21 protein-coding genes are annotated in these 22,232 nt (G+C 64.8%); 10 read left to right on the plus strand and 11 right to left on the minus strand.

The features are described from left to right. The first annotated feature begins 65 nt into the window (after nucleotides 1–65). On the plus strand, nucleotides 66–1,058 hold the full coding sequence (locus AC3WJM_RS08445; protein WP_492271609.1) for a hypothetical protein: 993 nt from the start codon (nucleotides 66–68) through the stop codon (nucleotides 1,056–1,058). 591 nt (nucleotides 1,059–1,649) lie between these two features. Here AC3WJM_RS08445 and AC3WJM_RS08450 read toward each other — a convergent pair. The 4 genes from AC3WJM_RS08450 to AC3WJM_RS08465 form a co-directional block, all read right to left on the minus strand. Next, nucleotides 1,650–2,126 carry a plasmid pRiA4b ORF-3 family protein gene (locus AC3WJM_RS08450; protein WP_492271610.1) on the minus strand — a complete coding sequence of 159 codons (477 nt, stop codon included), beginning with the start codon at nucleotides 2,124–2,126 and terminating at the stop codon, nucleotides 1,650–1,652. Between the two features lie 92 nt (nucleotides 2,127–2,218). Further along, nucleotides 2,219–2,449 carry an IS1096 element passenger TnpR family protein gene (locus AC3WJM_RS08455; protein WP_492271611.1) on the minus strand — a complete coding sequence of 77 codons (231 nt, stop codon included), beginning with the start codon at nucleotides 2,447–2,449 and terminating at the stop codon, nucleotides 2,219–2,221. A gap of 177 nt (nucleotides 2,450–2,626) precedes the next feature. Continuing rightward, entirely contained in the window at nucleotides 2,627–2,956 is a 330-nt protein-coding gene (locus AC3WJM_RS08460) for a hypothetical protein (protein WP_492271612.1), read from the minus strand. A 501-nt stretch (nucleotides 2,957–3,457) separates the two neighbouring features. Next, nucleotides 3,458–4,561 carry an amidohydrolase family protein gene (locus AC3WJM_RS08465; RefSeq protein ID WP_492271613.1) on the minus strand — a complete coding sequence of 368 codons (1,104 nt, stop codon included), beginning with the start codon at nucleotides 4,559–4,561 and terminating at the stop codon, nucleotides 3,458–3,460. Between the two features lie 154 nt (nucleotides 4,562–4,715). On the opposite strand from AC3WJM_RS08465, the gene AC3WJM_RS08470 reads away from it, so the two are divergent. From AC3WJM_RS08470 to AC3WJM_RS08505, 8 genes are all read left to right on the plus strand, one after another. Then, nucleotides 4,716–5,666 carry a carbohydrate ABC transporter permease gene (locus AC3WJM_RS08470; RefSeq protein WP_492271614.1) on the plus strand — a complete coding sequence of 317 codons (951 nt, stop codon included), beginning with the start codon at nucleotides 4,716–4,718 and terminating at the stop codon, nucleotides 5,664–5,666. Then, on the plus strand, nucleotides 5,663–6,565 hold the full coding sequence (locus AC3WJM_RS08475) for a carbohydrate ABC transporter permease (RefSeq protein WP_492271615.1): 903 nt from the start codon (nucleotides 5,663–5,665) through the stop codon (nucleotides 6,563–6,565). Before AC3WJM_RS08470 ends, AC3WJM_RS08475 begins: the two co-directional genes overlap by 4 nt. 75 nt (nucleotides 6,566–6,640) lie before the next feature. After that, nucleotides 6,641–7,930, plus strand: a complete 1,290-nt coding sequence (locus AC3WJM_RS08480) for an ABC transporter substrate-binding protein (protein WP_492271616.1) — start codon at nucleotides 6,641–6,643, stop codon at nucleotides 7,928–7,930. Between the two features lie 7 nt (nucleotides 7,931–7,937). Then, a complete protein-coding gene (locus AC3WJM_RS08485; RefSeq protein WP_492271617.1) occupies nucleotides 7,938–9,170 on the plus strand; it encodes an ABC transporter ATP-binding protein in 1,233 nt (410 codons plus the stop codon). Continuing rightward, on the plus strand, nucleotides 9,164–9,931 hold the full coding sequence (locus AC3WJM_RS08490; RefSeq protein WP_492271618.1) for a GntR family transcriptional regulator: 768 nt from the start codon (nucleotides 9,164–9,166) through the stop codon (nucleotides 9,929–9,931). Before AC3WJM_RS08485 ends, AC3WJM_RS08490 begins: the two co-directional genes overlap by 7 nt. Nucleotides 9,932–9,956: 25 nt before the next feature. Continuing rightward, nucleotides 9,957–11,498, plus strand: a complete 1,542-nt coding sequence (locus AC3WJM_RS08495; protein WP_492271619.1) for a TauD/TfdA family dioxygenase — start codon at nucleotides 9,957–9,959, stop codon at nucleotides 11,496–11,498. Continuing rightward, nucleotides 11,491–12,354 carry a 2-phosphosulfolactate phosphatase gene (locus tag AC3WJM_RS08500; protein ID WP_492271620.1) on the plus strand — a complete coding sequence of 288 codons (864 nt, stop codon included), beginning with the start codon at nucleotides 11,491–11,493 and terminating at the stop codon, nucleotides 12,352–12,354. The genes AC3WJM_RS08495 and AC3WJM_RS08500 overlap by 8 nt, the downstream gene beginning before the upstream one ends. 282 nt (nucleotides 12,355–12,636) lie before the next feature. Continuing rightward, nucleotides 12,637–13,053: a hypothetical protein gene (locus tag AC3WJM_RS08505; protein WP_492271621.1), complete on the plus strand. Its 417-nt coding sequence runs from the start codon at nucleotides 12,637–12,639 to the stop codon at nucleotides 13,051–13,053. A gap of 20 nt (nucleotides 13,054–13,073) precedes the next feature. Here the strand turns inward: AC3WJM_RS08505 and AC3WJM_RS08510 are convergent, their stop codons facing one another. The 7 genes from AC3WJM_RS08510 to AC3WJM_RS08540 all read right to left on the minus strand — a co-directional run bounded on the left by AC3WJM_RS08510 (nucleotide 13,074) and on the right by AC3WJM_RS08540 (nucleotide 21,034). Beyond that, nucleotides 13,074–13,427 (minus strand): RidA family protein, encoded by a 354-nt coding sequence (locus tag AC3WJM_RS08510; protein ID WP_492271622.1) that lies wholly within the window; start codon nucleotides 13,425–13,427, stop codon nucleotides 13,074–13,076. A gap of 259 nt (nucleotides 13,428–13,686) precedes the next feature. Next, entirely contained in the window at nucleotides 13,687–14,361 is a 675-nt protein-coding gene (locus tag AC3WJM_RS08515; RefSeq protein ID WP_492271623.1) for an MgtC/SapB family protein, read from the minus strand. 348 nt (nucleotides 14,362–14,709) lie between these two features. Continuing rightward, on the minus strand, nucleotides 14,710–15,687 hold the full coding sequence (locus tag AC3WJM_RS08520) for a sugar phosphate isomerase/epimerase family protein (protein ID WP_492271624.1): 978 nt from the start codon (nucleotides 15,685–15,687) through the stop codon (nucleotides 14,710–14,712). Between the two features lie 121 nt (nucleotides 15,688–15,808). Then, nucleotides 15,809–17,665, minus strand: a complete 1,857-nt coding sequence (locus AC3WJM_RS08525) for an ABC transporter ATP-binding protein (protein ID WP_492271625.1) — start codon at nucleotides 17,663–17,665, stop codon at nucleotides 15,809–15,811. Further along, entirely contained in the window at nucleotides 17,662–18,543 is an 882-nt protein-coding gene (locus AC3WJM_RS08530) for an ABC transporter permease (RefSeq protein ID WP_492271626.1), read from the minus strand. Before AC3WJM_RS08530 ends, AC3WJM_RS08525 begins: the two co-directional genes overlap by 4 nt. Then, nucleotides 18,540–19,499 (minus strand): ABC transporter permease, encoded by a 960-nt coding sequence (locus tag AC3WJM_RS08535; RefSeq protein ID WP_492271627.1) that lies wholly within the window; start codon nucleotides 19,497–19,499, stop codon nucleotides 18,540–18,542. Before AC3WJM_RS08535 ends, AC3WJM_RS08530 begins: the two co-directional genes overlap by 4 nt. Further along, nucleotides 19,496–21,034, minus strand: coding sequence for an ABC transporter substrate-binding protein (locus AC3WJM_RS08540; protein ID WP_492271628.1), 1,539 nt, complete (start codon nucleotides 21,032–21,034; stop codon nucleotides 19,496–19,498). The genes AC3WJM_RS08535 and AC3WJM_RS08540 overlap by 4 nt, the downstream gene beginning before the upstream one ends. A 272-nt stretch (nucleotides 21,035–21,306) precedes the next feature. Between AC3WJM_RS08540 and AC3WJM_RS08545 the strand changes: the two genes are divergently transcribed. Next, complete coding sequence (locus tag AC3WJM_RS08545) at nucleotides 21,307–22,203, plus strand: MurR/RpiR family transcriptional regulator (RefSeq protein ID WP_492271629.1); 897 nt, start codon at nucleotides 21,307–21,309, stop codon at nucleotides 22,201–22,203. Nucleotides 22,204–22,232: the final 29 nt, after the last annotated feature.

Consider the following 22,232-nt stretch of genomic DNA (forward strand, 5'->3'; position numbering starts at 1 on the left):
ATGCTATTGAAGGAGCGGGGCATCCGTGTCTAAATAACCCCATGTGTCTGGCCGGATGCAATTGGATGTCAAAAGACCGCTTTGCCGAAGGGAATGTCATGGCCGAGATAGTGCTAGTGCACGGGATTGGAGCAAGTCAGTCCGGGCCCGAGGTGGAGCTGCAGCGCTGGATCCCCGCGCTCTCTGACGGGGTGCGGCGTGCGGGAGCCATTGAGCTCGCCGAACGAATCGTCGATCGGAAAGAGCGAGAACTGGCAAGGGTTGCTCACTATGGCGATCTCTTTGTTACTTCGTCCAACAGGGGTCCGCTAGCCAACGATCAAGAGGTAGAACAGACCGCATTGGAGGACGAGTTCGCTCTCCAAGTGCTGAGGGCTACCGCCGAGCGTGCCGAGGACCCCAGAGATCGCGCGGAAGCAGGACTCTACTTGGCTGCACGGGAGGCAGACGGTGTCTCTCAGGGCGCAGGCGTTATCCTCCGCCGTCCCGTTCAGGCCCTTTCAAAGATTCGATGGTTCTCAATCAGTGGCGTTGCCGCAACGGAACGGTTCTTGTTTCCCGCCCTCCGTCAGGTGACCACCTATTTTACGAACTCTTCCGTTCGCACTGCTGCCCAGGCGCGTGTCCGTGACCTCGTCGACGCCAACACTCGAGTTGTGGTCGCGCACTCACTCGGCTCGGTCGTAGCCTATGAAGCCCTCCATGACGTTAACAACAACGTGAATCTGGTCACGCTTGGTTCCCCTCTCGGCACCCCTCACGTGGTCTATGACCGACTGATGGTCCGACCGCCGCGCGTTCCCACTGCGCTCTCCCGTTGGGATAACTTCGCAGATCTGGACGATCTCGTCGCTGTCGTAACGGACTTGGCTCATCTCTTTCCCCCGTCCGCCGGATCGGCAGTTTCCGTGAAGTCGATGAGCAGTCTCGACAATGGTTCTCGGCCGCACGACGTCGGTCACTATCTTGTGAAGAAGGAGGTCGGGGAAGCAATCGCACTAGCCTTCGGCGAACCGAATCGTCAAATGGCGATCAGCACAATCCAGGGCAGTTCCTAACTTTAGTGCATAGCCTGCTCCACGACCTTAATTGGCCGATCCGGCGCAGAGCGGTGGCTGACGCCGCCGGGGGAGTTCTTGGAGCAGCGGAAAGACTTCTCCGTTCTTGAGGTGTCGGTAATGCACGTCCTTACCAGGCTTCATTACGCCAGCTTCTCACGGCGGACCGACACCCCAGACGGTCAACTGGGCACCCCAGCTACTCCCGGCCCATGAATACCCTCGAATGCCAGTTACCCAACGGGAGTAGAAATAGCTCTGGCAACGCGCGATACCTGACTACTTGAGCGTTGCCCCGGCGTCTCGCCCCTTGCAGCGGCTTTCTCTCCTCACAACACAAGAAGTCGCTGAGGCCATCGAGGAATGGAGTGTACAGGCCTACAAGCTCATAATGTCCGAGAACGATGAAAGGCACGGAAGGGTGCTAAATCAGGCGCATCCTCTACCAACTGAGCTACACCCCCATGCGTGGAGGCGAGGGGACTCGAACCCCCGACCGTGCGATTAGTGAACAATCCGGTCACGAACCGGCGTAGAATTTGATTTCTTTTGCCCTTAGAGGAATAAGTATGCAGGACCTGCAGTAATAAGTTAAATCAGTTGATAAACCCTCGGTGCGACTCCCCGCCCCACGAGAAGAGGCGGAAGGCGCGCTGCTGCCATCCACATCGGCCTGGTGCCCAATGGGAAGAGGCGCAACCGGCTACAGCCCTTCCATGAATAACCGTGCACGCCAGTTAAGCGGTTGGGGGAGCGTGGGTGGAAGGCGTTGTGCCTGGCGTCAAGGAATGCAGGGTCGAAAGGCTTGTCGGTGCCGGTCATGTCGGCCACCCAGGCGGAGTGTTCGGCGTGGCCAGGATGGGACGGGTCGGCGAGGGCGACCATGATCTCCTCGTAACCGGGAAATCCTCCGGAGTCTTCCAGCGGGCCGCGCCGGCCGCCGTCAATCAGCAGAGCTGGTGGAGTATCGTCGTTTGCGGGGCGGCGGGACATCAGTTCGATCCGGTGCAGCCAGCTGTCGCCGAAGTCGTATTCGTAGAAGGCCGCGCCTGAACTCAGGTCGAGCAACTGGTCCAGTGAGCACTCCTCTTCAGGCCTGTCTCCCGGTTCTTCGCATTCCTGCCTTGGTAGCCACTGCAGGACTTCCGGAATCTCGCCGTTTACCGGCCGCAGCGGGCGAAGGGATCATCTGTTGTGAACCTGTGCAGGTGCGCGTCCTCCCAACCAAAGACCGCCTGCAGAACCTTGTGTACCTGCTTCAGAGCCATGGAGCCCCGGATCTCAACCTGACGCCAAATTGCAGGCACGCTGCCGACGAGCTCCACACGAACCTCCAGGACAGCGTCCGCTCCATCCATGTTCCTGGCTGCAGACTTATCCATGGAGTCCATACTCTCAAGCAACGCTGAATGGGCAAGCAACGCTGAATGGGGACGTCGCTGCTATCGGCGTTGGCAGAGTCCCCGGAAAATACGGGAGTGAGGAACCGTGCGGTGACCGTTTCGCCGAATCATGCGGAGACTCGCTGACGGGTTTTCCACCCCAATGTTGGGGATTGCTGTTGCCGGTCACGCCGCCTGGGTAGCTAATGGTCCCGGGGGCGCAGCGCAGTCGGGGGCGAGGATGCTCAGCCGGTATTCGGACTGGAGCGGATCGACGTGGGCAGGCAGATGGCGGGACCGCGAGCAAGTCCGGAGTTCTTCCAGCGCATCGGGCTCGATCCAGGCCCGGGTCATATCGAGCTCCAGCGTCATGCCCGCGGTGAGCGAGTTGGCACGCTTCATCACGTCATACAGGCCATGGACGCTTTCGGACGTCACGCGGCCCTGGGTGGCAACCTGGGCCTTTGCGCAGTCGATGTCCACGCGCACCAGCACTCGAAGCTTCTCTGTCGTCACGAAAATTTCTCCGCTCTCCGTTGTGTGCCACGACGCTGTGGCGCCCCGGACAACCATAGACGAAATGTGATCCATGCAACACTGTCGGTTGGAAATTTCCGCCGGCCGGGCGCGCCAGCGTGCGGGTCACATTCATGCCCATGGCGCCGACCTTATGGCGAAGGCAGCATCCAATAGTGGCCCCGTCAACTGGGACAAACCGAAGAATCCCGCAGGCACACCGCTGAGGTTTGGCTGGGTAAGTCAGCTCCGGGCGTGTCCTACTTCCCAGACCGACAACGCCATGATGCGCCTTCATGGAAGGTCCAGCCCGGCGAGGGCTGGTTTGAGGTGACCGCGGCGGAGGTTGTCCCCGCGTCCTGTGAGGACTTGGAGGAGGAACCCGGCGCTCCTGCTGCCGGGGCGTATGTGACCGTCGACGCAGAAAGAAGGCCGCCCCGGTCTGGCGGGCGGTGGCCCTTTACGGCGTAGTCGGCGGGATTGTGATGGGCGGCGGCTTGATCATTCTTGCGGTTCGGCGTGCCAGACCCGTCTGACGGCCGGCACTGTGCCGGAGAGGTCGGCAAGCAGCAGGTCAGCGCGGGCGCCAGGGGCGATCCGTCCGCGGTCGGTGAGTCCGGCGGCGTCGGCCGGTCCTGTTGTCAGCAACCGCGCGGCGGCTGGCAGCCCCACGGCACCGGCCAGCCGGGGGAGTGCGCACAGCATGCTTGCGGGCAGGTAGTCCGAGGCGATCGCGGTGCATAGGCCGGCGGCGACGAGCTCGAGGGCGGAGGCGTTGCCCACGTGCGATCCGCCGCGCAGCACGTTCGGTGCCCCCATCACGACGGCCAGGCCGAGGTTTCGGGCTGCGGCGGCGGCCTCCCGGGTGGTCGGGAATTCGGCAATGCAGGCGCCGGCCGCGTGTGCTGCGGCCACCTCGCCGGCGGTGGAGAGGTCGTGGGCGAGGACGGGCAGTCCGGGGCGGGTGCGGGCCAGTGTGGACAGCCGGTCCAGCCGCTGCTGGTCGCTGTTATCTGATGGGGTGACGTCTGGATGGCACTGCCATGCGACCATCATCCGGCTGGCGGCGGTGGGATCCGGTATTAGTCGGTCGAGCACGTCCCAGCCTGCCGGGCTGTGCGCTTCCAGGCGCAGCAGCAGCCGGTGATCTCCCAGAAGACGGTTCCGGGCCAGCAGTTGCCGGACCAGCCCCTGCGCGGCGCCGGTGTCCCGTGCGCGTCCTTGGGTGGTGGCGAAGGCCACCCCGTGGAATGCGGTGGTGACGCCTGCTCCGGTCAGCTCGCCGGCGGCGGCGGTCAAGGCGACGTCGCTCGGCATTGCCGTGCCGGGCCGGGGGAGTGCGGTGCGCTCGATGACGTCGCTGTGCAGGTCAACCAGTCCGGGCATGAGGACCAGTCCCTGTCCGTCGAAGGAGACCGGGCCGGTGAGGAGGTCCTCGCGGATGTCGACGATGATGCCGGACTCTACGTGGATGCTGGCCCGGCCCAGCACCTGTCCGGGCAGCACGGCTGCCACGTCCCGGATGGTGTAGCGCCCGGGCGCGGAACGCCCGTCGTTGGCCCAAGTGCTGTCTCTGTCCTGGCAGGCCGGTGTCGTCGTGTTCATGACTTCCGGTGATAGCAGGCCAAGGGGGTGTGAGGGTGTCCTGGACGTGAACGTCCGGTGATGGCACGAACGAAAGCTGTAGTAACAGGTTGTTAACCTGTTAGTTCACTTATGTTGGTTGATGCTACTGATTGGGGTTTCTAGGGTTGGGGTTATGAACCTCGTTTCCTCCCAGTCCCGGACGGAGCTGCCGGCCGCCGGTGGCGACCCGCGGCCCTCGTTCGGCGTTCGGCTGCGCCGCGCCGGAGTCACTCTCACGCTCCTCGGACCGGCGTTCGGCTTCCTGCTGCTGTTCGTGTTCCTTCCGATCGCCGCGATCGGTTTACTCACCCTGGTGGACTTGAACCCGTTGTCCCAGGCGACCAGCTTCGTCGGCGCGGAGAACTGGCTGCGTATGCTCGGTGGGAAGGAGGTGTGGCAAGCCGCCGGCAATACCGCCCTGTACACGCTGATGACGGTCCCGGTCGAGGTGGTGCTTGGCCTGCTGATCGCCTTGGCCATCCGGGCCGCCGGCGCCGGAGCCGCGGTCTGGCGGACCATCTATTTCGCACCGGCCGCGGCCACCTTGGCCGCGATGTCCGTGGTCTGGCGGTGGCTGTTCTACCCGCGTGATGGAATCGTCGACCAGACCCTGGGAGCGCTGGTCGGCCAGCACGGATGGCTTGACTCTCCTGCCTTGGCGCTGCCTGCGACCGCGATCGTCGGTAGTTGGGCCGGGATCGGTGCGTGCGTGGTCATGTTCCTGGCCGGGCTGTCCAACGTTCCCGGCCACCTTGACGACGCCGCCCGCATGGACCGCGCCAATGCCTGGCATCGCTTCTGGTCGGTGATCTGGCCGGCCATCGGTCCGGCCACCGCGTTCGCCCTGGTGATCGCAACCAGAGACTCGCTGCGCGTCTTCGACCAGGTCAAGGTGTTGACCGACGGCGGACCCCTGGGCAGCACCAGCACCCTGTCGTTCCTCGCCTGGCAGCGCGGCGTGCGGTACCTCGACATCGGTGGCGGCTCGGTGGTGAACGCTGTGCTGCTGGTCCTGGTGCTTGTCTGCGTCGCAGCACAGTTGCTGCTGGCCGGCCGCAACTGGGAAGAGAGGGGACGTCGATGAGCGTCTCCGTTGTTTCGTCCGAACGGATACAGAAGCCTGCTGCGGGGGACCCTGAGCCCCGCCCGCCCCGCGGTCTTCGAGACCGGGCCTGGCGGGTACGGATGGCGCTGCGCGTCGTCCTGGGCGCCGGCGCGGTCGTGATGCTTGCACCGTTCCTGTTGATGCTGCTCGCAGCGGTGACACCGGCGGACCGGCTCAAGCCCGGTTCGTTCGAATTCGCCGGGTTCACCCTGTCGAACTTCGCCCAGGCCTGGCACGACGTTGACTGGGTGGGCTTGTACACGAACAGCGTCGTGGTGGTTGTGCTGGTCTTCCTCGCCCAGATACTGACCTCCCTGCCGGCCGGGTACGCCCTGGCCAGGCGCAGCTTCCGGAACAAGCGCCTGTCGTTTTGGACCGTGCTTCTGTGCCTGGCGATCCCCCCGCAGGTCACGGTCATCCCGGTGTTCTTTGCCCTGTCCAAACTCGGGCTGCTCGACAGCTACGCCGCGCTCATCCTGCCCAGTGTCGGCAGCGCGTTCGGGATCTACCTCTTACGCCAATTCATCTTGTCCATCCCGCAAAGCCTGTTCGACGCGGCACGCGTGGACCGGGTCGGGCCCGTCGCCATCGTCTGGAGGATCGTGCTGCCCAATGTCCGCCCGGCCATAGCGGCTTTCGCGGTGTTCAGTGTGGTCTCGCACTGGAACGACCTGTTCTGGCCTTCGGTCCTGCTCAGTTCGGACCGGGTTGCGACGGTACCGTACGGCATCGCCCGCTACGCGTCCCCGGAGAGTCTGAGCACCTACGGGGTGCAAATGGCCGCCGCGACCCTCGCGGTGCTCCCGCTCCTCATCTTCTTCCTGCTCATCCAGCGTCATCTCGTCCGCGGCATCGCCCTGACCAACGGCGGCGAGTGAGGCAAGCAGCACATTCATCAAGGCGGGGGAACTTTCCCAACCTGCCCTTCCCGTTCGTACCCGAAAGGATTTCCCATGCGTGCCACACTCCTGCGCTGGTCCGCGGTGACCGCCGCGCTGACCCTGACCGTCGGCCTGACAACCGCCTGCAGTACCAGCAGCACCGGCAGTGCCGACCCGAAGAACATCACCGTGCTGACCTCCAGCGATCCGAAGATCGCCAATAGCGTCAAAACGACGCTCGGCCCCGAATTCACCCAGCGGACCGGCATCACGGTCACGGTGGAGCAGGCCGGATCAACGTGGAGCGACGTTGATTCGCGCATCCAGACCGACATCACCGCCGGCCACCGGCCCGACGTGGCCCTGGTAGGCACCAACTCGGTACGCAGTTACGCCGACAGCAAGGTGGCCCAGCCGATGGATCAGCTGATGACCCAGGCAGGCGTCGACTCCTCGCAGTACCCGCCCTCACTCCTGAACGTGGGCCGGTTCGACGGTAAGACCATGGCTGTGCCGTACGCGGTCAGCATGCTGGTCCTCTACATCAACGTCGACGCATTCAGGAAGGCCGGCCTGGACCCCGACCATCCGCCCCGGACCTTCAGCGAGCTGAAGGCGGCCGCGGCCAAAATCGTTCAGGCGAAGGCGGCCCGCTACGGCGCGGGCTTCGCCTATGACGCCGACTCGAACTGGTCGCTGCAGAACATGCTGTTCTCGGCAGGCGGCTCGATGATGGACAGCCAGGAAAAGAACGTGACGATCAACCAGGCCCCCGCGGCAGGGATCCTGCAGTTCTGGCGCGACCTGGTGCAGGCCGGGGTGAGCACCCCGATGAAATCGGCGGACATGACCGCGGCCTTCACCCGCGGGGACCTGGGCATGATGCTCCAGACGTCCTCGCAGACCGCCGCGATCTCGGCCGGTATTTCGTTCCCGGTCCGCACCGACACGCTGCCGGTTCCCGACGGGGGCACGCTCAAAACTCCTCCGGGCGGCGGTTCCGCGACCATCCTCGCCACCGACCCCCAGGTGCAGAAGTCGGCCTGGGCCATCGTGCAAGAGCTGATCAGCGCAGCAGGGCAGACCGTCCTGGTCAAGAACAGCGGCTACACCTCCGTCAACCGGACCGCCATCGACAGTCCGCAATACCTGGCGGGCTTCCTCGCCGGCCAGCCCCTGCGCGCCGCGGCCACCAAGGAAATCGGGACCCTGGTGCCCTGGTACCAGTTCCCCGGCGGCCGGGCCCAGGAAGCCCAGGACGGCGTGCGGGACTCCGTCCTCGCCGCGCTCACCGGCGCCAAGCCCGTCCAGGCGGCCCTGGATGAGGGCTCCCGTTCGGCCGCCGGACTGGTCGGGCACTGAGATGGGAGTGACCTTCAATACCTCGACGCGGACCATCCCCGCACCGGGACGCAACAACCCCGGCCACAGCAGCACCGACAGCACGGGACTGGTCCCCGCCGGCCCGGACCGCGCTGGGGTCGGCCGGTCGGTGCAGGTGTCCGCGCTGAGCAAGACCTACGACAAGGGCACCCCGGTCCTTGACGGGGTCAACCTCACGGCGGAGGCGGGCCAGTTCGTCGTGCTGCTGGGCCCTTCCGGGTGCGGCAAGACGACCCTGCTGCGTTGCATCGCGGGGCTGGAGCGCCGGACCTCGGGTCGGATCCTGATCGGCGGGCAGGACGTGACCGACCGTGACCCCGGTGACCGCGGACTGGCCATGGTGTTCCAGAACTACGCACTGTATCCGGGCAAGACCGTGTTCGAGAACATCGAGTATCCGCTCCGGATGGCCAAGGTACCGCGGGCCGAACGGCAGGAGCGCGCCCGGACCATGGCGGACCGGCTGCACCTGGGCTCGTTGCTCGACCGGCGCCCTGCGCAGTTGTCCGGTGGCCAGCGCCAGCGGGTAGGCATCGGCCGGGCCCTGGTCCGGGAACCGAACGTGCTCCTGATGGACGAGCCGCTGTCCAACCTGGACGCGGAGCTGCGGATGGAGTTGCGGACCGAGATCCAGCGCCTGCAGCGGCGCACCGGGACGACGACGTTTTATGTCACCCACGACCAGGCTGAGGCGCTGGCTCTGGCAGACCGGTTGATCATCATGCGGGAGGGCCGCATCGAGCAAGACGACCGGCCCGAGGTCGCCTTCCAACGACCGGCCACACGCTTTGCAGCCTCGTTCCTGGGCGGCATGAGCCTCCTCGCAGTCGAGCCCGGCCGCACCGGCGACGCACACACGATGGTCCTGCCGGGTGAGCTCCAGGCTTCGGTCGGTGCGGGGAAGGTCGCCGAGATCGGCGTCCGGGCCGAGGACCTGAGGCTGCTTCACGAGGGCGAGGAAGCACCGGCCGGCGAGCTCCTGCTGCGCGGCCCGGTCGTGGCCCAGGAGCTGCTCGGCAGGGAACGGCTCGTGCACTTCACCGGAGCCGGAGACCAGCGGATCCGGGTACGGGTGCACGCCGACAGGCCGGTGCCCGCCGAGGTGTCCGTCGCCGCCAAGGCATCGGACATCCACCTGTTCGACCGCGACGGGCGCCGGGTGTCAGGCATACTGCCGGTAACCACTGCAGATCACGTATCGGAGGAACCACGATGCTGAAAAGTCCCACACCAAGCTACCTCGCCCTGGCCGACAACCTCGAGGAGCTGATCGCCGGCATGGCCGGCAATGAACGGCTGCCCAGCGAGAGCGAGCTCGTCACACAGCACGACGTCAGCCGGGTCACCGCCCGCGCAGCGCTGCAGGAACTGGAAAAACGGCACCTGGTCAGGCGCAGCAAGGGCTCCGGGACATTCGTGGCGCTGAGGCTGCCGTTCACCGTCGGCGCCGACCTGCCCCCGAGCTGGTCCCAGACCGTGCGGCGCGCCGGCGGCGAACCGTCGACCCGGTTCGTCCAGGCGAACCTGGTGACCCCGGACGCGGACGTGGCCGAAAACCTCGAACTCGGCCCCAAGGACAAGGTCATCGAGCTGCGGCGGATCGGGCTGGTCAACGGGCTGGTCGCCAACACCACCCTCACCAACCTTCCCGCGGACCTCGCCCCCGGACTGCACGACCTGGTTGCCATGGGCGGGTCGCTCTACACCATCCTCACCAGCCTCGGCTACCACCCGCAGCGCGAGTGGACCCGGGTGGAGATGCAGATCCCGTCCGAACGGGTCGCTACGGACCTGGAGCTGGAGGGCCGGCCCCGCGTGTGGTGCCTGACGAGCCTCGTGATCGACAGCCGCGACGGCCGGCCGCTGGAGTACGGCCGCGGCTGGAGCCGGCCGGACGTCTTCGACATGCGTATCGAATACCACAACAAGAACCGCATTCGCCGGGGTCGGGGCACACAAAGGCCGACGACCCGCGGGTGAATGCCCCACCAAAGGAGGAAATCCCATGACCGCACCAACCCAAACCACCCACCGCAGCGCCCCGCCCGCGCTCGACTTCGCTGAGCTGCACGACCGCTTGCTCGCCACCGCGAACCGGCACCCCTTCAGCGACGACGACCTGGGGGAGCCTGCGAACCAGCAGATCATCAGCGAGGCATTCCAGCGCGAGGTCCCGGAACTGGCCGCCTTGATCGGCCAGGCCCAGCAGCACCTGCACGCCGACTCCGCAGTAGTATTCCGCGGCTTCCCGGTTTCCTCAAACGTCGCCCTGATCGGGCTGCTGTCCGCGTTCGGGCTGCCCACCAAGAACGGCAACGGGGCACCGCGGGAGCAACTGGTCTACGAAGTCTCGCCCGACGACGCAGCGAAGGGCCCGGCGAACCTGTCCAAGGGCCGCGTCGGCCAGCTGCCGCACACCGACTCGCCCGTGCGCCAGGAGCCACACGCCCTGCTCAGCCTGGCCTGCGTGACCAGCGACCCGGGCGGCGGAGGCCTGTCCACCATCGTCCACGTGGACGACATCGTAGCCGCCCTCGACGCCCGGGACGGCGGCGAAGCGACCCGTTTGCTGCAGGAACCGACCTTCCCCTACCTTGATGCCCCGCTGCACCTGGACAAAGCACCCGTCGTCGCGGCGGTCCTGACCAAGCAGACATACGGCCGCTGGGGCGCCCGGTTCCGCCACGACGCACTGCTCGCCGGGTTCGAGCGCCACCCCCAGCACGCCGGACCCGCACACCGTGCCGCCGTCGAGGCCTTCGTCAAAGCCGCAACGAGACCGGACCTGACGACCACCTTCCAGCTCGAACCCGGTGACGTGCTGCTCGCCGACAACGCGCGTGTGCTGCACGGGCGCACCGAGATTACAGGGGTCCGGCCGCGTCTGGTCAAGCGCATCAAACTCGCTGCCTCCGACACCGCCGACGGCACAACGACCGTGGCCGGCAGCCAGCCACGCCACCTTCCCGCCGCACTGGAACTGGGCAAGCGCTTCAACATGCCGCCGATCCGGCCCGTCGAAGGCGTCGCCACCTCCTGCCTGCCCGAGGTGGGCCGCCTCCTGGCAGCCCTCTCGTCCGCAGCATCCGCACACGAGGACGCGACCGTCGTCGAGTTCGGCAGCGGAGCCGGAGTAGGCACCGCCTGGCTGCTCCACGGCCTATCGCCCCAGGGCCGGCTGGTCACCGTCGAGACGAACGCCGAGCAGGCCACCGCAGTCCGGGAGCTGTTCGCGGATGACCCCCGTGTCACCGTGCTGCACGCCGACTGGCACGACGTGCTCGCCGAACTGCACAACGTCTACCTGCTGTTCGCCGACGCCGGCCTGCGGACCGAGCTGCACCCCTCCGGCTGGGACGCCACCGTGGACATCCTCGAAATCGGCGGAACGATCGTCCTGGACGACCTGACACCCCCGGGCGGCCCGGCACTGCTGCACAACGAGGCCGACAAGCGGCGTTTCGCCTTCGGGCACCCGCGGCTCAACGGCGCCGAAGCGGCCGTCACCGCGGATTCAAGCGTACTCGTGGCGGTCCGAAGTGCCTGAGCAGAGCCTGCCGGACGGATCGGCGCCGTTCCCCGGCGCCGACCTGCCGGCCACTGAATTCGAACCCTGGCCCGCCGCGCAGCTGCACGTCGAGTGGGGCGGGCAGGCGGCCAGGCTCGCCGCCGACCGCGGCGACGCCGTCGTCATCGTCGACACGCTGACGTTCTCCACAACGCTCAGCAAGGCGGTCGCGGCCGGGGCGCAGGTGATCCCGCTGCCCCGCGCCAGCATCGCAGGGCTGGGCGGGGTCGAGGCCGTGGCCAGAAAGTACGGTGTGCCCGAACCCGCCCTGCTGCGCGACCAATCGGGCGCGAAACTGACCCTCTCGCCAAGCAGCGTCGCCAACCTCGCCCCAGGTGACCGGGTCGGGCTGGTCTCCCTGAACGGAGCCGAAGTGGCGTGCAGCGCACAACACGCCCCGGAGCTCCTCGTAGGCAGCCTGCGCAACCGCAGCGCCGTCGCCCGCTGGTGCGCCACGGCACTTCAGGACGGAACGGTCACCCGAGTGACCGTGATAGCCGCCGCCGAACAATGGGCCTCGACCCTTGACACCGTCAACGGGCTCCGTCCCAGCATCGAGGACTGGCTCGGCGCCGGTGCCATCGCCCGCGCCGCCGCCGACTCAGGCATCGTCCTGTCCGCAGAAGCCCACGCCGCCGCGTCCACCTTCGAAGCCGCCGAACGCGACGGGCTGGGCCGGTGGCTGCGCGGTTCGACCACCGGACGCGAGCTAATCGAAAAGGGCTTCGCCGCCGACGTCGACGCCGCGGCCGACCTCGATGCCGATGAAACTGTTCCACGAATGGCCGACGACGGATTCTTCACCGCCGCCAGCCTGGCTGTCCTCACCGGCTGAACCGTTCAGACGCGGGGGATAGTCCAGAGGATGGGCCACGATGCTAATCCGGGCCAGCAAGGGGGCGGCGGCTGCAAGGCTGTCGCCCCCCGTCGCTCGTCTACGACGCCGTCCCCTCGCCGGGAACGTCGGTTCTCACCTCCCGGTCCAGGCATCCCGGCGGCTGAAATCCGCCCCTGAAGGACACCGATAAAGCCACTTCCGTGTCCGAGGGCCTTGTGCCGGGTCTAATGGTCAGGTTGGAGACAGGGTTCGTTGTTTTGGCGTAGGAGTGTGGAATCGATGGATCTGGTCGAGCTGTACCTGCACCGGGACGCAGGCCGCTCAACGAGCGAGCTCGCGATGTCGCTGGGCATGGACCGCAAGACGGTACAGAAGTATCTGGCCCCGGCAGAGGCGGAAGGTCTCGCGCCCGGGCTCGGACTCGCTGCGACGGAGTGGCGGGACATGGTCGCGGGCTGGTTCCCGACCGTCGTGGACGGAAGGCTGCGTCAGGTCACCCGGAATCTTCGCATGTTCACGAGTAGGCGCGCATCTTTGGTCCGGCCTACCTCCGTGGAACATCAGGAAGGGGCGGGCCAGGTTCGGGTCCGCTTTCGGGTAAAGCTGGGGAGTATTCCGTTCCAGCCATGCGGCGGACGTGAGAGAACGGCCCACTGGAGCGGGACTGGGGTGTCCGCCGCTGAGGAAAGACCTTGACAGAAATGAGCGACATCGCTCTAGATCTCGGCGATAGCCTCGAGCTCGATCCGGAAAGGATCCGCCAGACCGACCTGCACGGTTGCTCGTGTTGGGGGATTAACGGGGAAGGTCTCGCTCCAGACCTCGTTGAAGTCCGCGAAATATTTAAAATCGGTCAGATATGCACGGATGCTGACAACGTGTTCAAACCCGCCTCCGGCGTCAGCCAATGTGGACTTCAGATTCTCGAAGGTGAGACGCGCTTCGTCAGTGAAGCTCTCGATCCGGTCCATCTTTGGGCCCGAACCCACGTGTCCGGCCAGGAACGTCAGGTTCCCCACTTTCCGGTAGGTTGCGATTTTGGGAAGCGGAGACGCGGTATTCGAATTCATGGGTTTCCTTTATTGATTTAGAGGACTTGGGCGTGGTTACAACTCGGGTATCGGCGTCAGCTACGGAGTCTGGACCGAAGACTCCCATGCAACGCGGTACTCATGGTGGAGCATTTAGAGGAGTGTTCAACTGATTGCGCTCCTGGTGTCGAAATTGCTGGAGGGACGATAAGCACAAGCTCGGGTTCCCAGGGCTATCGCAGCGACAACATCGGATTTTGCCTTATTGTCGACAGGAAGCGCATCGCGGTCTCAGTTGCTATCCGTCCTCGTCCGACACGGCCACCCGGTGGACTTGGGCGAGTTGGGCTAAGTCGGCCACAACCGTCTCGGAGCTGGACCGGGCCGGGACGGTGACCCTCAGACTGAGATGACGCATGGATGTGTCCAGTTCATCGCGTACGTCAATGCCGGTTACGACAGTGCCGGAGGACTTCAATGTCTCCAGAATGGGGGCCAGGGTTCCCTGCCTTGCCGAATATTCGATTTCCAGTTGCATCTTTTGCTGCTGACGCCATTTGCTGGGCCTAATAAGCCTCAAGCCGATGAGCGTGATCAGTACGAACACTGTCCCGACGGAAACCTCCAGATATGAGCCTGCCGCGGCTGCGACTCCGCACGATGCCGCCAGCCACACGGTCGCAGCAGTGGTGAGTCCTTTGATCGCGCCGCGGTCCCGGATGATCGCCCCCGCCCCGATAAAACCGATCCCCGAGGCAACTTGCGCGGCGATGCGTGCTGGATCCACGTTTGGTCCGTGTGTAACGTCAGCGAAGCCGTATGCTCCGGCCAGTGAGAACATCGCCGCGCCCAGTGCCACGAGGACGTGGGTTCTGACTCCGGCCGGATGGCCGGTGATCTCTCTCTCGATGCCCACGACAAGGCCAGCGGCTACGGCGGTGCCAAGTCGAAGGCTGATCTCAAAAAGATCCATGTCTTTCCCCTCTAACGTTGCGCTTGGGTTACGTCCAAGTCCGAGGTCTGCGTCCTCGCCCGGGACCTCGACGAGCCGGTCGAGGCGTTCCGGGCCGGCACCTTGGATGCCGGCCCGTAGACGTTTGTCGCCACGCATGAGGCAAGGGGATTTGATCACCGCGGGCCAGCGGGCGGTGATACCGTGGCAGTGCCCAGGGGTGCGTGGTGCTGGCACTTGGTGTGCACAGCGCCCACACACCCCGATGAGTTGTCGGCCATGCTGGCAGGTATGAAAGACCCTGATGCTTGGCGCCACGGACACGATGATGCCATCAGGCGACTGGCCCCTCGGCAGGTAAACAGAGCGTTAGGGCACCGGTACAGGATGCGGGCTGGTGATCGCTAGGTCGTGGAGCAGGTCAGCGAGCCCGTTGCAACTCTCATCGAGCATGCGCGCTTCGGTTTCGATGAGATACCAGGGGTGGGTTCGTTCGAGGGCTGCTGCTTCGATGCAGTGCCCTGGTTCTTCGGACAGGGCCTGCGGATCGAAGATGCCATCGGGGTTTTCGGTGCCGTCAGCGGAGCCGCTGATCCCCGCGACGTAGGCCCAGGTGTTCTCAAAGCAAATTCGGGGGACGCCGGCGTTGATGAGCAGTTCGGTGATCTCTCGGATCGGGAGCCGTCCTTGACCAATCGGGACACCGAGGGTCCGTCGGGTGGTCGATCCGTTTGGTGTGTAGACGATTTGGTCTTTGAGGTGGGCGGTGCTGATCCATGGGAGCACTGCGTCGACTGTGTCGAGGGGATGCCTGTTGAGCATCATGTCGTTGCCGTAGTCGAACAGAGCCCGCACCGAGGGTGAGTTGACGGCTTTCAGGACGGTTGCGACCTCGTCGCAGTCGAGTTCTTCGTGATTCTCCAGGACAATGCAGATTCCGAGCTCGGCGGCGAGAGGCGCGGCTGCGGCAAGGTTGGTGATGGCTTCCTGGACTCGGGCCGCGCGGTCGAGCGATCCTGTGGTGTAGGTGCGGAGGTTTTGCGCGCCTAGTTGGGCACCGATGCTGAGCATACCGCTCAGGTGTTCGGGGTCCGTTCCGTTGGTCTCGATGTCGATCCCAAGACCGGCGTCCTGCAGGGCCGCACGGACCTTGGCGAAGTGCTCGGGGGAGTTACCAGAGATCTCATGGTAGGGGGAGTAGACAGAGGCGTTGATGCCGTCGAAGCCGCGGCGTTTGGCGTCGGCGATGACGTCGAAGAAGGTGAACGCGGGGTCGTGGCGCAGACGGTAGCGGTATCCATACGTGTGCACGTAGAGCTGAGTTCGGGTTGACTGTTCAGTTGTCATGGGTTCATCCTCGGGTTGTCGTGTATGACGGGTTGGTGTTGGGTCGTGAGTCGGGCGGAAGTAGGCGGACCACCGCCCGTGGTGATGATCGCGGGCTGGGTATGTGCTCTGCATACATGCGTCATTGTCTCTGCTGCGACACAGGAAGCTCCTCGCGAGCAAACTCCCCCATGCGGGCAGCGGCGACGAGTCTGCGTGTATAGGCGTCCTCCGGACGTTCCAGGACATCGGCGGTCCTACCTTGTTCGATGACACGACCGTTCTGAAGGACGACGAGGCGGTGCGCGATCCGTTCAGCGATCGCGATGTCATGCGTGATGAACAGGTATCCGACTCCACGGTCCGCCTGGACCTTGCGCAGCAAAGCGATCACTTTGGCTGCGGTCGAGACGTCCAGAGCGGAGACCACCTCGTCGCAGACGATCAGGCTCGGTGAGCTGGCCAGAGCAGCAGCAATGGCCACACGCTGACGCTGCCCACCGGACAGATCACGGGGGAAGCGTTCTGCCAGGTCCGGCGCAAGCCCCACTTCCGCCATCAGCTCCTGGGCCCGGGCGTATGCATCCCGGCGGCTAAGACCCAAGTGCAGCCGGGCGGGACGGGCGATGATGTCCCGGACCCGGTGCCGGGGATTGAGAGCAGTCTCAGGATGCTGGAAAACTATCGTGATAGCGCGCCTTTGCCCGCGATCACGATTTTCAACTCCAGCAGGCAGCGACCGTCCCAGGAGCTGCATGCCGCCCGCGGCCGGGCGCAGGACCCCGGCGATGCACCGTGCAAGCGTGGACTTGCCGCTTCCGCTTTCGCCGATCAGAGCTACCGTTTCCCCCGCGCCAACGGTCACGGAGACCTCGTGGACACCGACGGGTGCGTCCTTTTGGCGGCGCGAGGAACGGTAGTGGACGGTGACGCCACTTACGCTGAGCAGTTCCTCAGGTGCCGGATGATCGCGGGGCTTCTCCGTGTCACCGGTGCGCTGCCCAAGAATCGTGTCTTGCCCGGAAAGGAACGGGTAGTGACACATCACCATGCGTCCTGGAAAGTCCAGGTCGGCTACCACTGGCGGCGGAAAAGAGTGGCACTCCGAACGGGCATAGGAGCAGCGGTTCGTGTAGTCACAGCCGACGGACGCGACCCCGCCCGGTTCCAGCGGAACTGTCGCTGCCGCCCGCTGTTGCGTATCAACATCCGCCAGGTCAACTCCGGCGAGACTTCGTGTGTAGGGATGAGCAGGGCGTCGGAGGATCGCATCCACCGGGCCGCTCTCCACAATCTTCCCGGCATACACGACGGCGATGTCTTCACACAGCCGTGCCAGGACCCCCAGGTCGTGACTGATACAGATGATCGTCCGCTTCCCGTCCCGCAGCCCGGCGAGAAGGTCGACGATTTCCAGCTTGGTCGTGGCATCCAGACCGGTCGTGGGTTCATCCAGGATCAGAATCCTGGGATCGCCGGCGAGAGCAAGCGCCAGCGCCACGCGTTGTTGCTGCCCGCCGGAAAGCTGGTGGGGGTAACGGCGCAGCAGATCGTTCGTTGCGGGCAGCTGCACCCTACGCAGCACGTCTTCTGCACGCTGACGCGCTTCGGTCCGGGAGCAGGCATGGTGTGTCCGGATCGTCTCGATCAGCAGACTGCCGATGCGCAGGGTGGACGTGAGCGTCTTGGCCGGACTTTGCGGCAGGTAGCCAATGTCGCGGCCCCAGATCGACCTCAGTGCGGAATGCGAGGCAGTGAAAAGGTTGATCGGCTTGCCTGTCGCGTCATACAGGATGACGTCTCCGCCTGTCCGTACAGCGCCGTGTCCACGCGCGCCGGTGAGGGCGAGGGCGAGGGTCGATTTTCCCGATCCGCTCTCTCCGGCGAGTCCAAGGTTGCGGCCTGGCTCAATGGTGAGGTCGATGTCGTGCAGTACAGGCACGAGGTTGCCCTGGCTGTCGCTGTATCCGATCGAGAGTTTCCGGACCTCCGCAATCATGATGTTCCCTTCCGTGGTGAGCGATCAGGCCGAATCCCGCCTGCAGCGATGTTCAGGGCCGCGATGAGTGAACCCAAGGCGACGATGGGGCCGATCGGCGCCCACGGCGTGAGGGTGATCGTCGATCGGCTCTCCGCGATCATCAGCCCCCAGTCGGAGGCGGGCGGGTTCGCGCCCACGCCGAGGAAAGCAAGGGAACTGAGCATGATCATGCAGTACGACATGCGGATGGGCAGGTCGACGGTGACGACGCCGATCAGATTCGGGGCGATCTCGCCGAAGATGATCCGACCGAGGCTCTCTCCGCGTGCCCGGGCACTCAGGAGGAAATCGTGTCCCAGCAAGTCGCGCGTTGCCGCGCGGGCAGTGCGTACACAGGGAATGCCGTAAACCCCTGCCAGGCCAACGACGAGCACGACCGGGTTATTGCCGAAACCTGCGACCACCACGAGCATCATCAGCACGGTCGGTATGGCGAGAATGCCGTCAATGATCCGGGAGACCGTCTCGTCGATCCAGCCGCCGATGTAGCCGATCGTTGCGCCGATCGCCGTGCCGGCGGCGACTCCGATCACAGCGGCAAGCGGGGCTATCAACAGCAGATTCCGGCCGCCGAACAACAGACGGGAAAATACGTCCCGGCCGAGAGGATCCGTTCCAAGCCAGTGCGCACCGGAGGGGGCGCGAAGAGGCGCCGCAACCATTTCATTGGGCGCGTATGGTGCCAGGATACTGGCCAAAGCGGCGACGACGACGTGGAGGCCGAGGACCGCCAGGGCGATGACGGCCCCGTGGCCTCGTAGCCAGCGCCAGATCCGGCCGGCCGTCCGTCCGGAGGCTGTCGACCGTGAGCGGCGCGCGGTTAGGAGGGCATTCATCGGGTTATGGCTCGCATTCTCGGGTTGATGAGGACGCCTATCGCGTCCGAAACGAGACTGACGGCGACCCAGACCGTTGCGCCCAGCAGCGTCACCGCCTGGAGTTGCGGCAGATCATGGTTGGACACCGCGTTCACCGCCAGCGTGCCCAGTCCCGGGTAATTGAACAGGGACTCGACGACGACGAGACCACCGAGGAAGCTGCCCACAGTCAACGCGGTGGCATTGATTGTCGGTGCCAAGGCGAGCGGCATCGTGTGGCGGAAGAACACCCGCGCCGGGGCTAAGCCGCGCAGTCGTGCTGCCATCACCGACTCCGACTGGTGGGCGTCGATCAGGCTGTCCCTGACTGTCCTGGTGACATAGGCGGCATTGCCGATGATGATCGTGATGGCAGGCAGCCAGAGCGCTGGTAGTAGGTCCAGGGCGGGTGCATTCGGCGAGACCGTGGTGACAGCCGGAAACAGCCTCAGGCCGATCGCCAGTGTGAGGATCAGGATCGTACCGACGACGAATTCCGGCACAGCCACACCTGCGAGAACGAAGCCGGAGACGGACATGTCGAGCATCCGGCCCCGCTTCCAGGCCGCCAGGGCGCCTAGGGCTATCCAGCACGGTATCCCAAGGAGCGCTGTGATTCCCGCGAGCATGGCCGAATTCCTGAGCGGGATCGCGAGATTCGAGGCGACAGGTTGCTGGTTTTGAATCGATCGTCCGAAATCGCCGCTTAGCGCGGAGGTGGCCCAATCCAGATAGCGCTCGGGCGCGGGCTTGTTCAGCCCGAGTTCTTGTTGCAGTACCTGGATCTGTTCCGGGGTGACATCCCGTCCGAGGCTCGCGGTCGCCGCATCACCTGGCAGCACCTCGCTCACCGTGAAGATGGCGACTGAGGCGATCAACAGGGTCAGGGCAGCAGTGCCGACGCGGCGGGCCAGGCGCAGGGCGACATTCATCATTTAGCCGCGAACCCGAGGGTGAAGTAATCGGGGCGTGCTTCCGGATTGGCCCCGGGGAACCCTCGCACGGTTGCCGCGCCTGCCCGGACGACGTTCTCGAAGACCGGAATGATGTTCCCGCTCTCGCTGGCCAGCAGCTCCTGTGCCCGGCCGTAAAGTTCCTTGCGTTTCGTTTCGTCTGTCGTGGCTCGGATCTGATCCAGCAGCGAGTCGAACTCCGGCGAGGACCAGTGCGGGTAGTTCGAAGCTGCCCCGGTGCGGAATATCGTGTTCATCAGGATGTCGGCTTGACGCGGGCCCCAGTAGTCCATGTAGAAGGGGCTTTTCGATTCGGCGAAGGTCTCGTATCCGTCTGAGGGGTGCTGCTTGATCTCTACACGGATGCCTGCTTCCGCTGCTTGTTGCTGGAAACTAAGCGCCAGTGGCGTGTAGTTCGCGTTGTAGGGAGAGGTATCCAGCGTGATGTCGATCCCGTTGGGGTAACCCGCATCACTGAGTAGTTTCTTCGCCTTCGCAACGTCCCGCACCGCCGGGGATGCAACCCGTGCCGCGTCCAGCGGTCCGACAGGGTTGTTCGATGCCGTACTGCCGTTTCCTTGAAGGGCGGTGGCAAGCATCTTATCTTCGTCCACCACCGCCTTGAATGCCTGACGGACGCGCACGTCGTCGAAGGGCTTCATCGTGGTGTTCATCACGAGGCTGTCCCAATAGCCCGAAGGGGCGGAGTAAACGAAACTGGAGGGTGACTGGGACAGGCGCTGGGCGTCCGTGGCGCCGATCGAGTCCGAGTACAGCAAGTCGACTTCTCCGGCAAGCAAAGCGTTGATGCGTGCAGCGGAATCCGGGATAGGGACGAAGCTGATCGTGTCCAGCTTCGGCTTGCCTCGCCAGTAGTCGCTATTGCGCTCGACCACCACGGTGCCTCCGGGCGGGAAATCGCGGAGCTTGAAGGGGCCAGTGCCGATACCCGTCTTCGCAATGGTGTCACCGCTGCCGGCCGGAATGATCGCCAATTGCTGCGCGGTGAAGATGCCCGGGAAAGTACTGTTCGGTGTCTTGAGCTGGAAGACCACCGTGTGATCGTCCGCTGCCTTCACTCCGTCACGATCAAGCACGGGCTTCAGCAGCGACAAAGCCGAAGACCCAACGGCGGGGTCCATTACCCGCTGAATCGTGTATACAACGTCAGCAGCGGTGAAGGGCTTGCCGTTGTGGAACCGCACGCCTTCACGAAGTTTGAAGGTCCACTGGGTCGCATCGGCATTCGGCGTCCAGGACGTCGCCAGATCGCCGGTCAGTTCATACTTCGGCCCATAAGTGACCAGGTAGCCGTAGAGGGCGCTGAGCGACTCGTACAGTCGCTTGGATGTCGCAGGATCAAGGCTGAATGCACCCGAGCTCGTTGAGCCGAAGGCGATCCGCATATTTCCGCCGTCAGCCGCCGTGGCCGACTGCGCGCTCGAGGAGGATCCGTCGGTCGTAGAAGCAGCAGGCGCTGTGCATGCAGCGAGGAACGCGGCCAGGCTGACTGCCACAACGCCCGCACAGAGGCGTAAGGATCGGCGTCGGCGCGCCCCAGGCGTGTGTTGGGACGCACGTAAGTTCATACCAAACATTTGAGATCTCTCTTGAGTCGAAGGACGGGGTGTGCGCGAAGGATGCCCACGAGGGTCTCCATGGCGGTATGTGTTGCGAACAACATTCTATTCTTCGGGACCATAAAGGGAAAGAGCATTCGGTAAACACGGGGTGAAGTTAGCGAATACTGTTCGGTACAGCGGGCATGCGTTCATGTATGATGTTCACCATGACGAAGGCTGAGACAATTACCGTCGGTTCTCCGGCCAGCACCCCGTCCAGTTCGGTGCTTTCAGCGATTACGGTGGCGCTACCCGGTCTGCGGGAAGGCGACCGGCGGGTTATCGAGAGCATCCTTGCGGACCCGCAGCACGCCCTCACGTCATCGGTGGCCGAGCTCGCTCGTCGCGCTCGGGTGGCCCCGTCCACTGTTATTCACGCATGCCAGGCGCTGGGTTTTGACGGCTTCCAGACACTACGGCTTGCACTGGCAGAAGACATCGGACGATCCGATGGCCGACCGAGTCTTCCCACCCTGCCGGAAGAGCCCACTCGCCAGCAGATCCTGCACCACGTCCTGCATATGTCCGCTTACGCACTCACCTCCGCGGTCACCACTGTCGACCCCAGCAGTTTCGAACGAGCCGTGGACCTGCTCATGCATGCCAACCAGATCCTCGTCCTTGGATCCGGCAACTCCCGCGCACCAGCCGAAGACGCCGCCTACCGCCTGGCCAGCATCGGTCTGCCGCATACCCATGCACCCGCGGACTCCTTCGCCCAGCACCGCGCCGCGCGCCTCCTGGGAAAAGGAGATGTATGTGTCGCTATCAGCTACTCCGGCGTCACCCGAGATACCGTCGAAGGCGCCCAGCTCGCCGCCCAAGGCGGCGCCGACGTCATTGCGATCACGGGATACAGGCGCACCCCACTCACGGCAACCGCCGCCGTTGCCCTCGTCGCCGGCGCCCCTGTCCACGCCTATCAGTTGGGGGCGATGCACAGCCGCATCGTCCACCTCGCCGTCATTGACGCCCTCTACACCGCCCTGGCAATTGAATCCGGCGCCCGTGCCGCCAGGGCACTGGAAGCTCTGGCCGAAACCACCACCCAGCACCTCTACTAACGCTTTGAACGCTTCACAAGTTTGTTCTC

The sequence above is a fragment of the Arthrobacter sp. FW306-1B-G06A genome, assembly GCF_058781765.1.

Excerpts from the sequence above, each read along its gene's own strand:
- AC3WJM_RS08445 (WP_492271609.1), top strand. The coding sequence starts at position 66 with ATGTCAAAAGACCGCTTTGCCGAAGGGAATGTCATGGCCGAGATAGTG.
- AC3WJM_RS08455 (WP_492271611.1), bottom strand. The coding sequence starts at position 2,449 with ATGGACTCCATGGATAAGTCTGCAGCCAGGAACATGGATGGAGCGGAC.
- AC3WJM_RS08465 (WP_492271613.1), bottom strand. The coding sequence starts at position 4,561 with ATGAACACGACGACACCGGCCTGCCAGGACAGAGACAGCACTTGGGCC.
- AC3WJM_RS08470 (WP_492271614.1), top strand. The coding sequence starts at position 4,716 with ATGAACCTCGTTTCCTCCCAGTCCCGGACGGAGCTGCCGGCCGCCGGT.
- AC3WJM_RS08475 (WP_492271615.1), top strand. The coding sequence starts at position 5,663 with ATGAGCGTCTCCGTTGTTTCGTCCGAACGGATACAGAAGCCTGCTGCG.
- AC3WJM_RS08480 (WP_492271616.1), top strand. The coding sequence starts at position 6,641 with ATGCGTGCCACACTCCTGCGCTGGTCCGCGGTGACCGCCGCGCTGACC.
- AC3WJM_RS08490 (WP_492271618.1), top strand. The coding sequence starts at position 9,164 with ATGCTGAAAAGTCCCACACCAAGCTACCTCGCCCTGGCCGACAACCTC.
- AC3WJM_RS08495 (WP_492271619.1), top strand. The coding sequence starts at position 9,957 with ATGACCGCACCAACCCAAACCACCCACCGCAGCGCCCCGCCCGCGCTC.
- AC3WJM_RS08505 (WP_492271621.1), top strand. The coding sequence starts at position 12,637 with ATGGATCTGGTCGAGCTGTACCTGCACCGGGACGCAGGCCGCTCAACG.
- AC3WJM_RS08510 (WP_492271622.1), bottom strand. The coding sequence starts at position 13,427 with ATGAATTCGAATACCGCGTCTCCGCTTCCCAAAATCGCAACCTACCGG.
- AC3WJM_RS08515 (WP_492271623.1), bottom strand. The coding sequence starts at position 14,361 with ATGGATCTTTTTGAGATCAGCCTTCGACTTGGCACCGCCGTAGCCGCT.
- AC3WJM_RS08520 (WP_492271624.1), bottom strand. The coding sequence starts at position 15,687 with ATGACAACTGAACAGTCAACCCGAACTCAGCTCTACGTGCACACGTAT.
- AC3WJM_RS08525 (WP_492271625.1), bottom strand. The coding sequence starts at position 17,665 with ATGATTGCGGAGGTCCGGAAACTCTCGATCGGATACAGCGACAGCCAG.
- AC3WJM_RS08530 (WP_492271626.1), bottom strand. The coding sequence starts at position 18,543 with ATGAATGCCCTCCTAACCGCGCGCCGCTCACGGTCGACAGCCTCCGGA.
- AC3WJM_RS08535 (WP_492271627.1), bottom strand. The coding sequence starts at position 19,499 with ATGATGAATGTCGCCCTGCGCCTGGCCCGCCGCGTCGGCACTGCTGCC.
- AC3WJM_RS08545 (WP_492271629.1), top strand. The coding sequence starts at position 21,307 with ATGACGAAGGCTGAGACAATTACCGTCGGTTCTCCGGCCAGCACCCCG.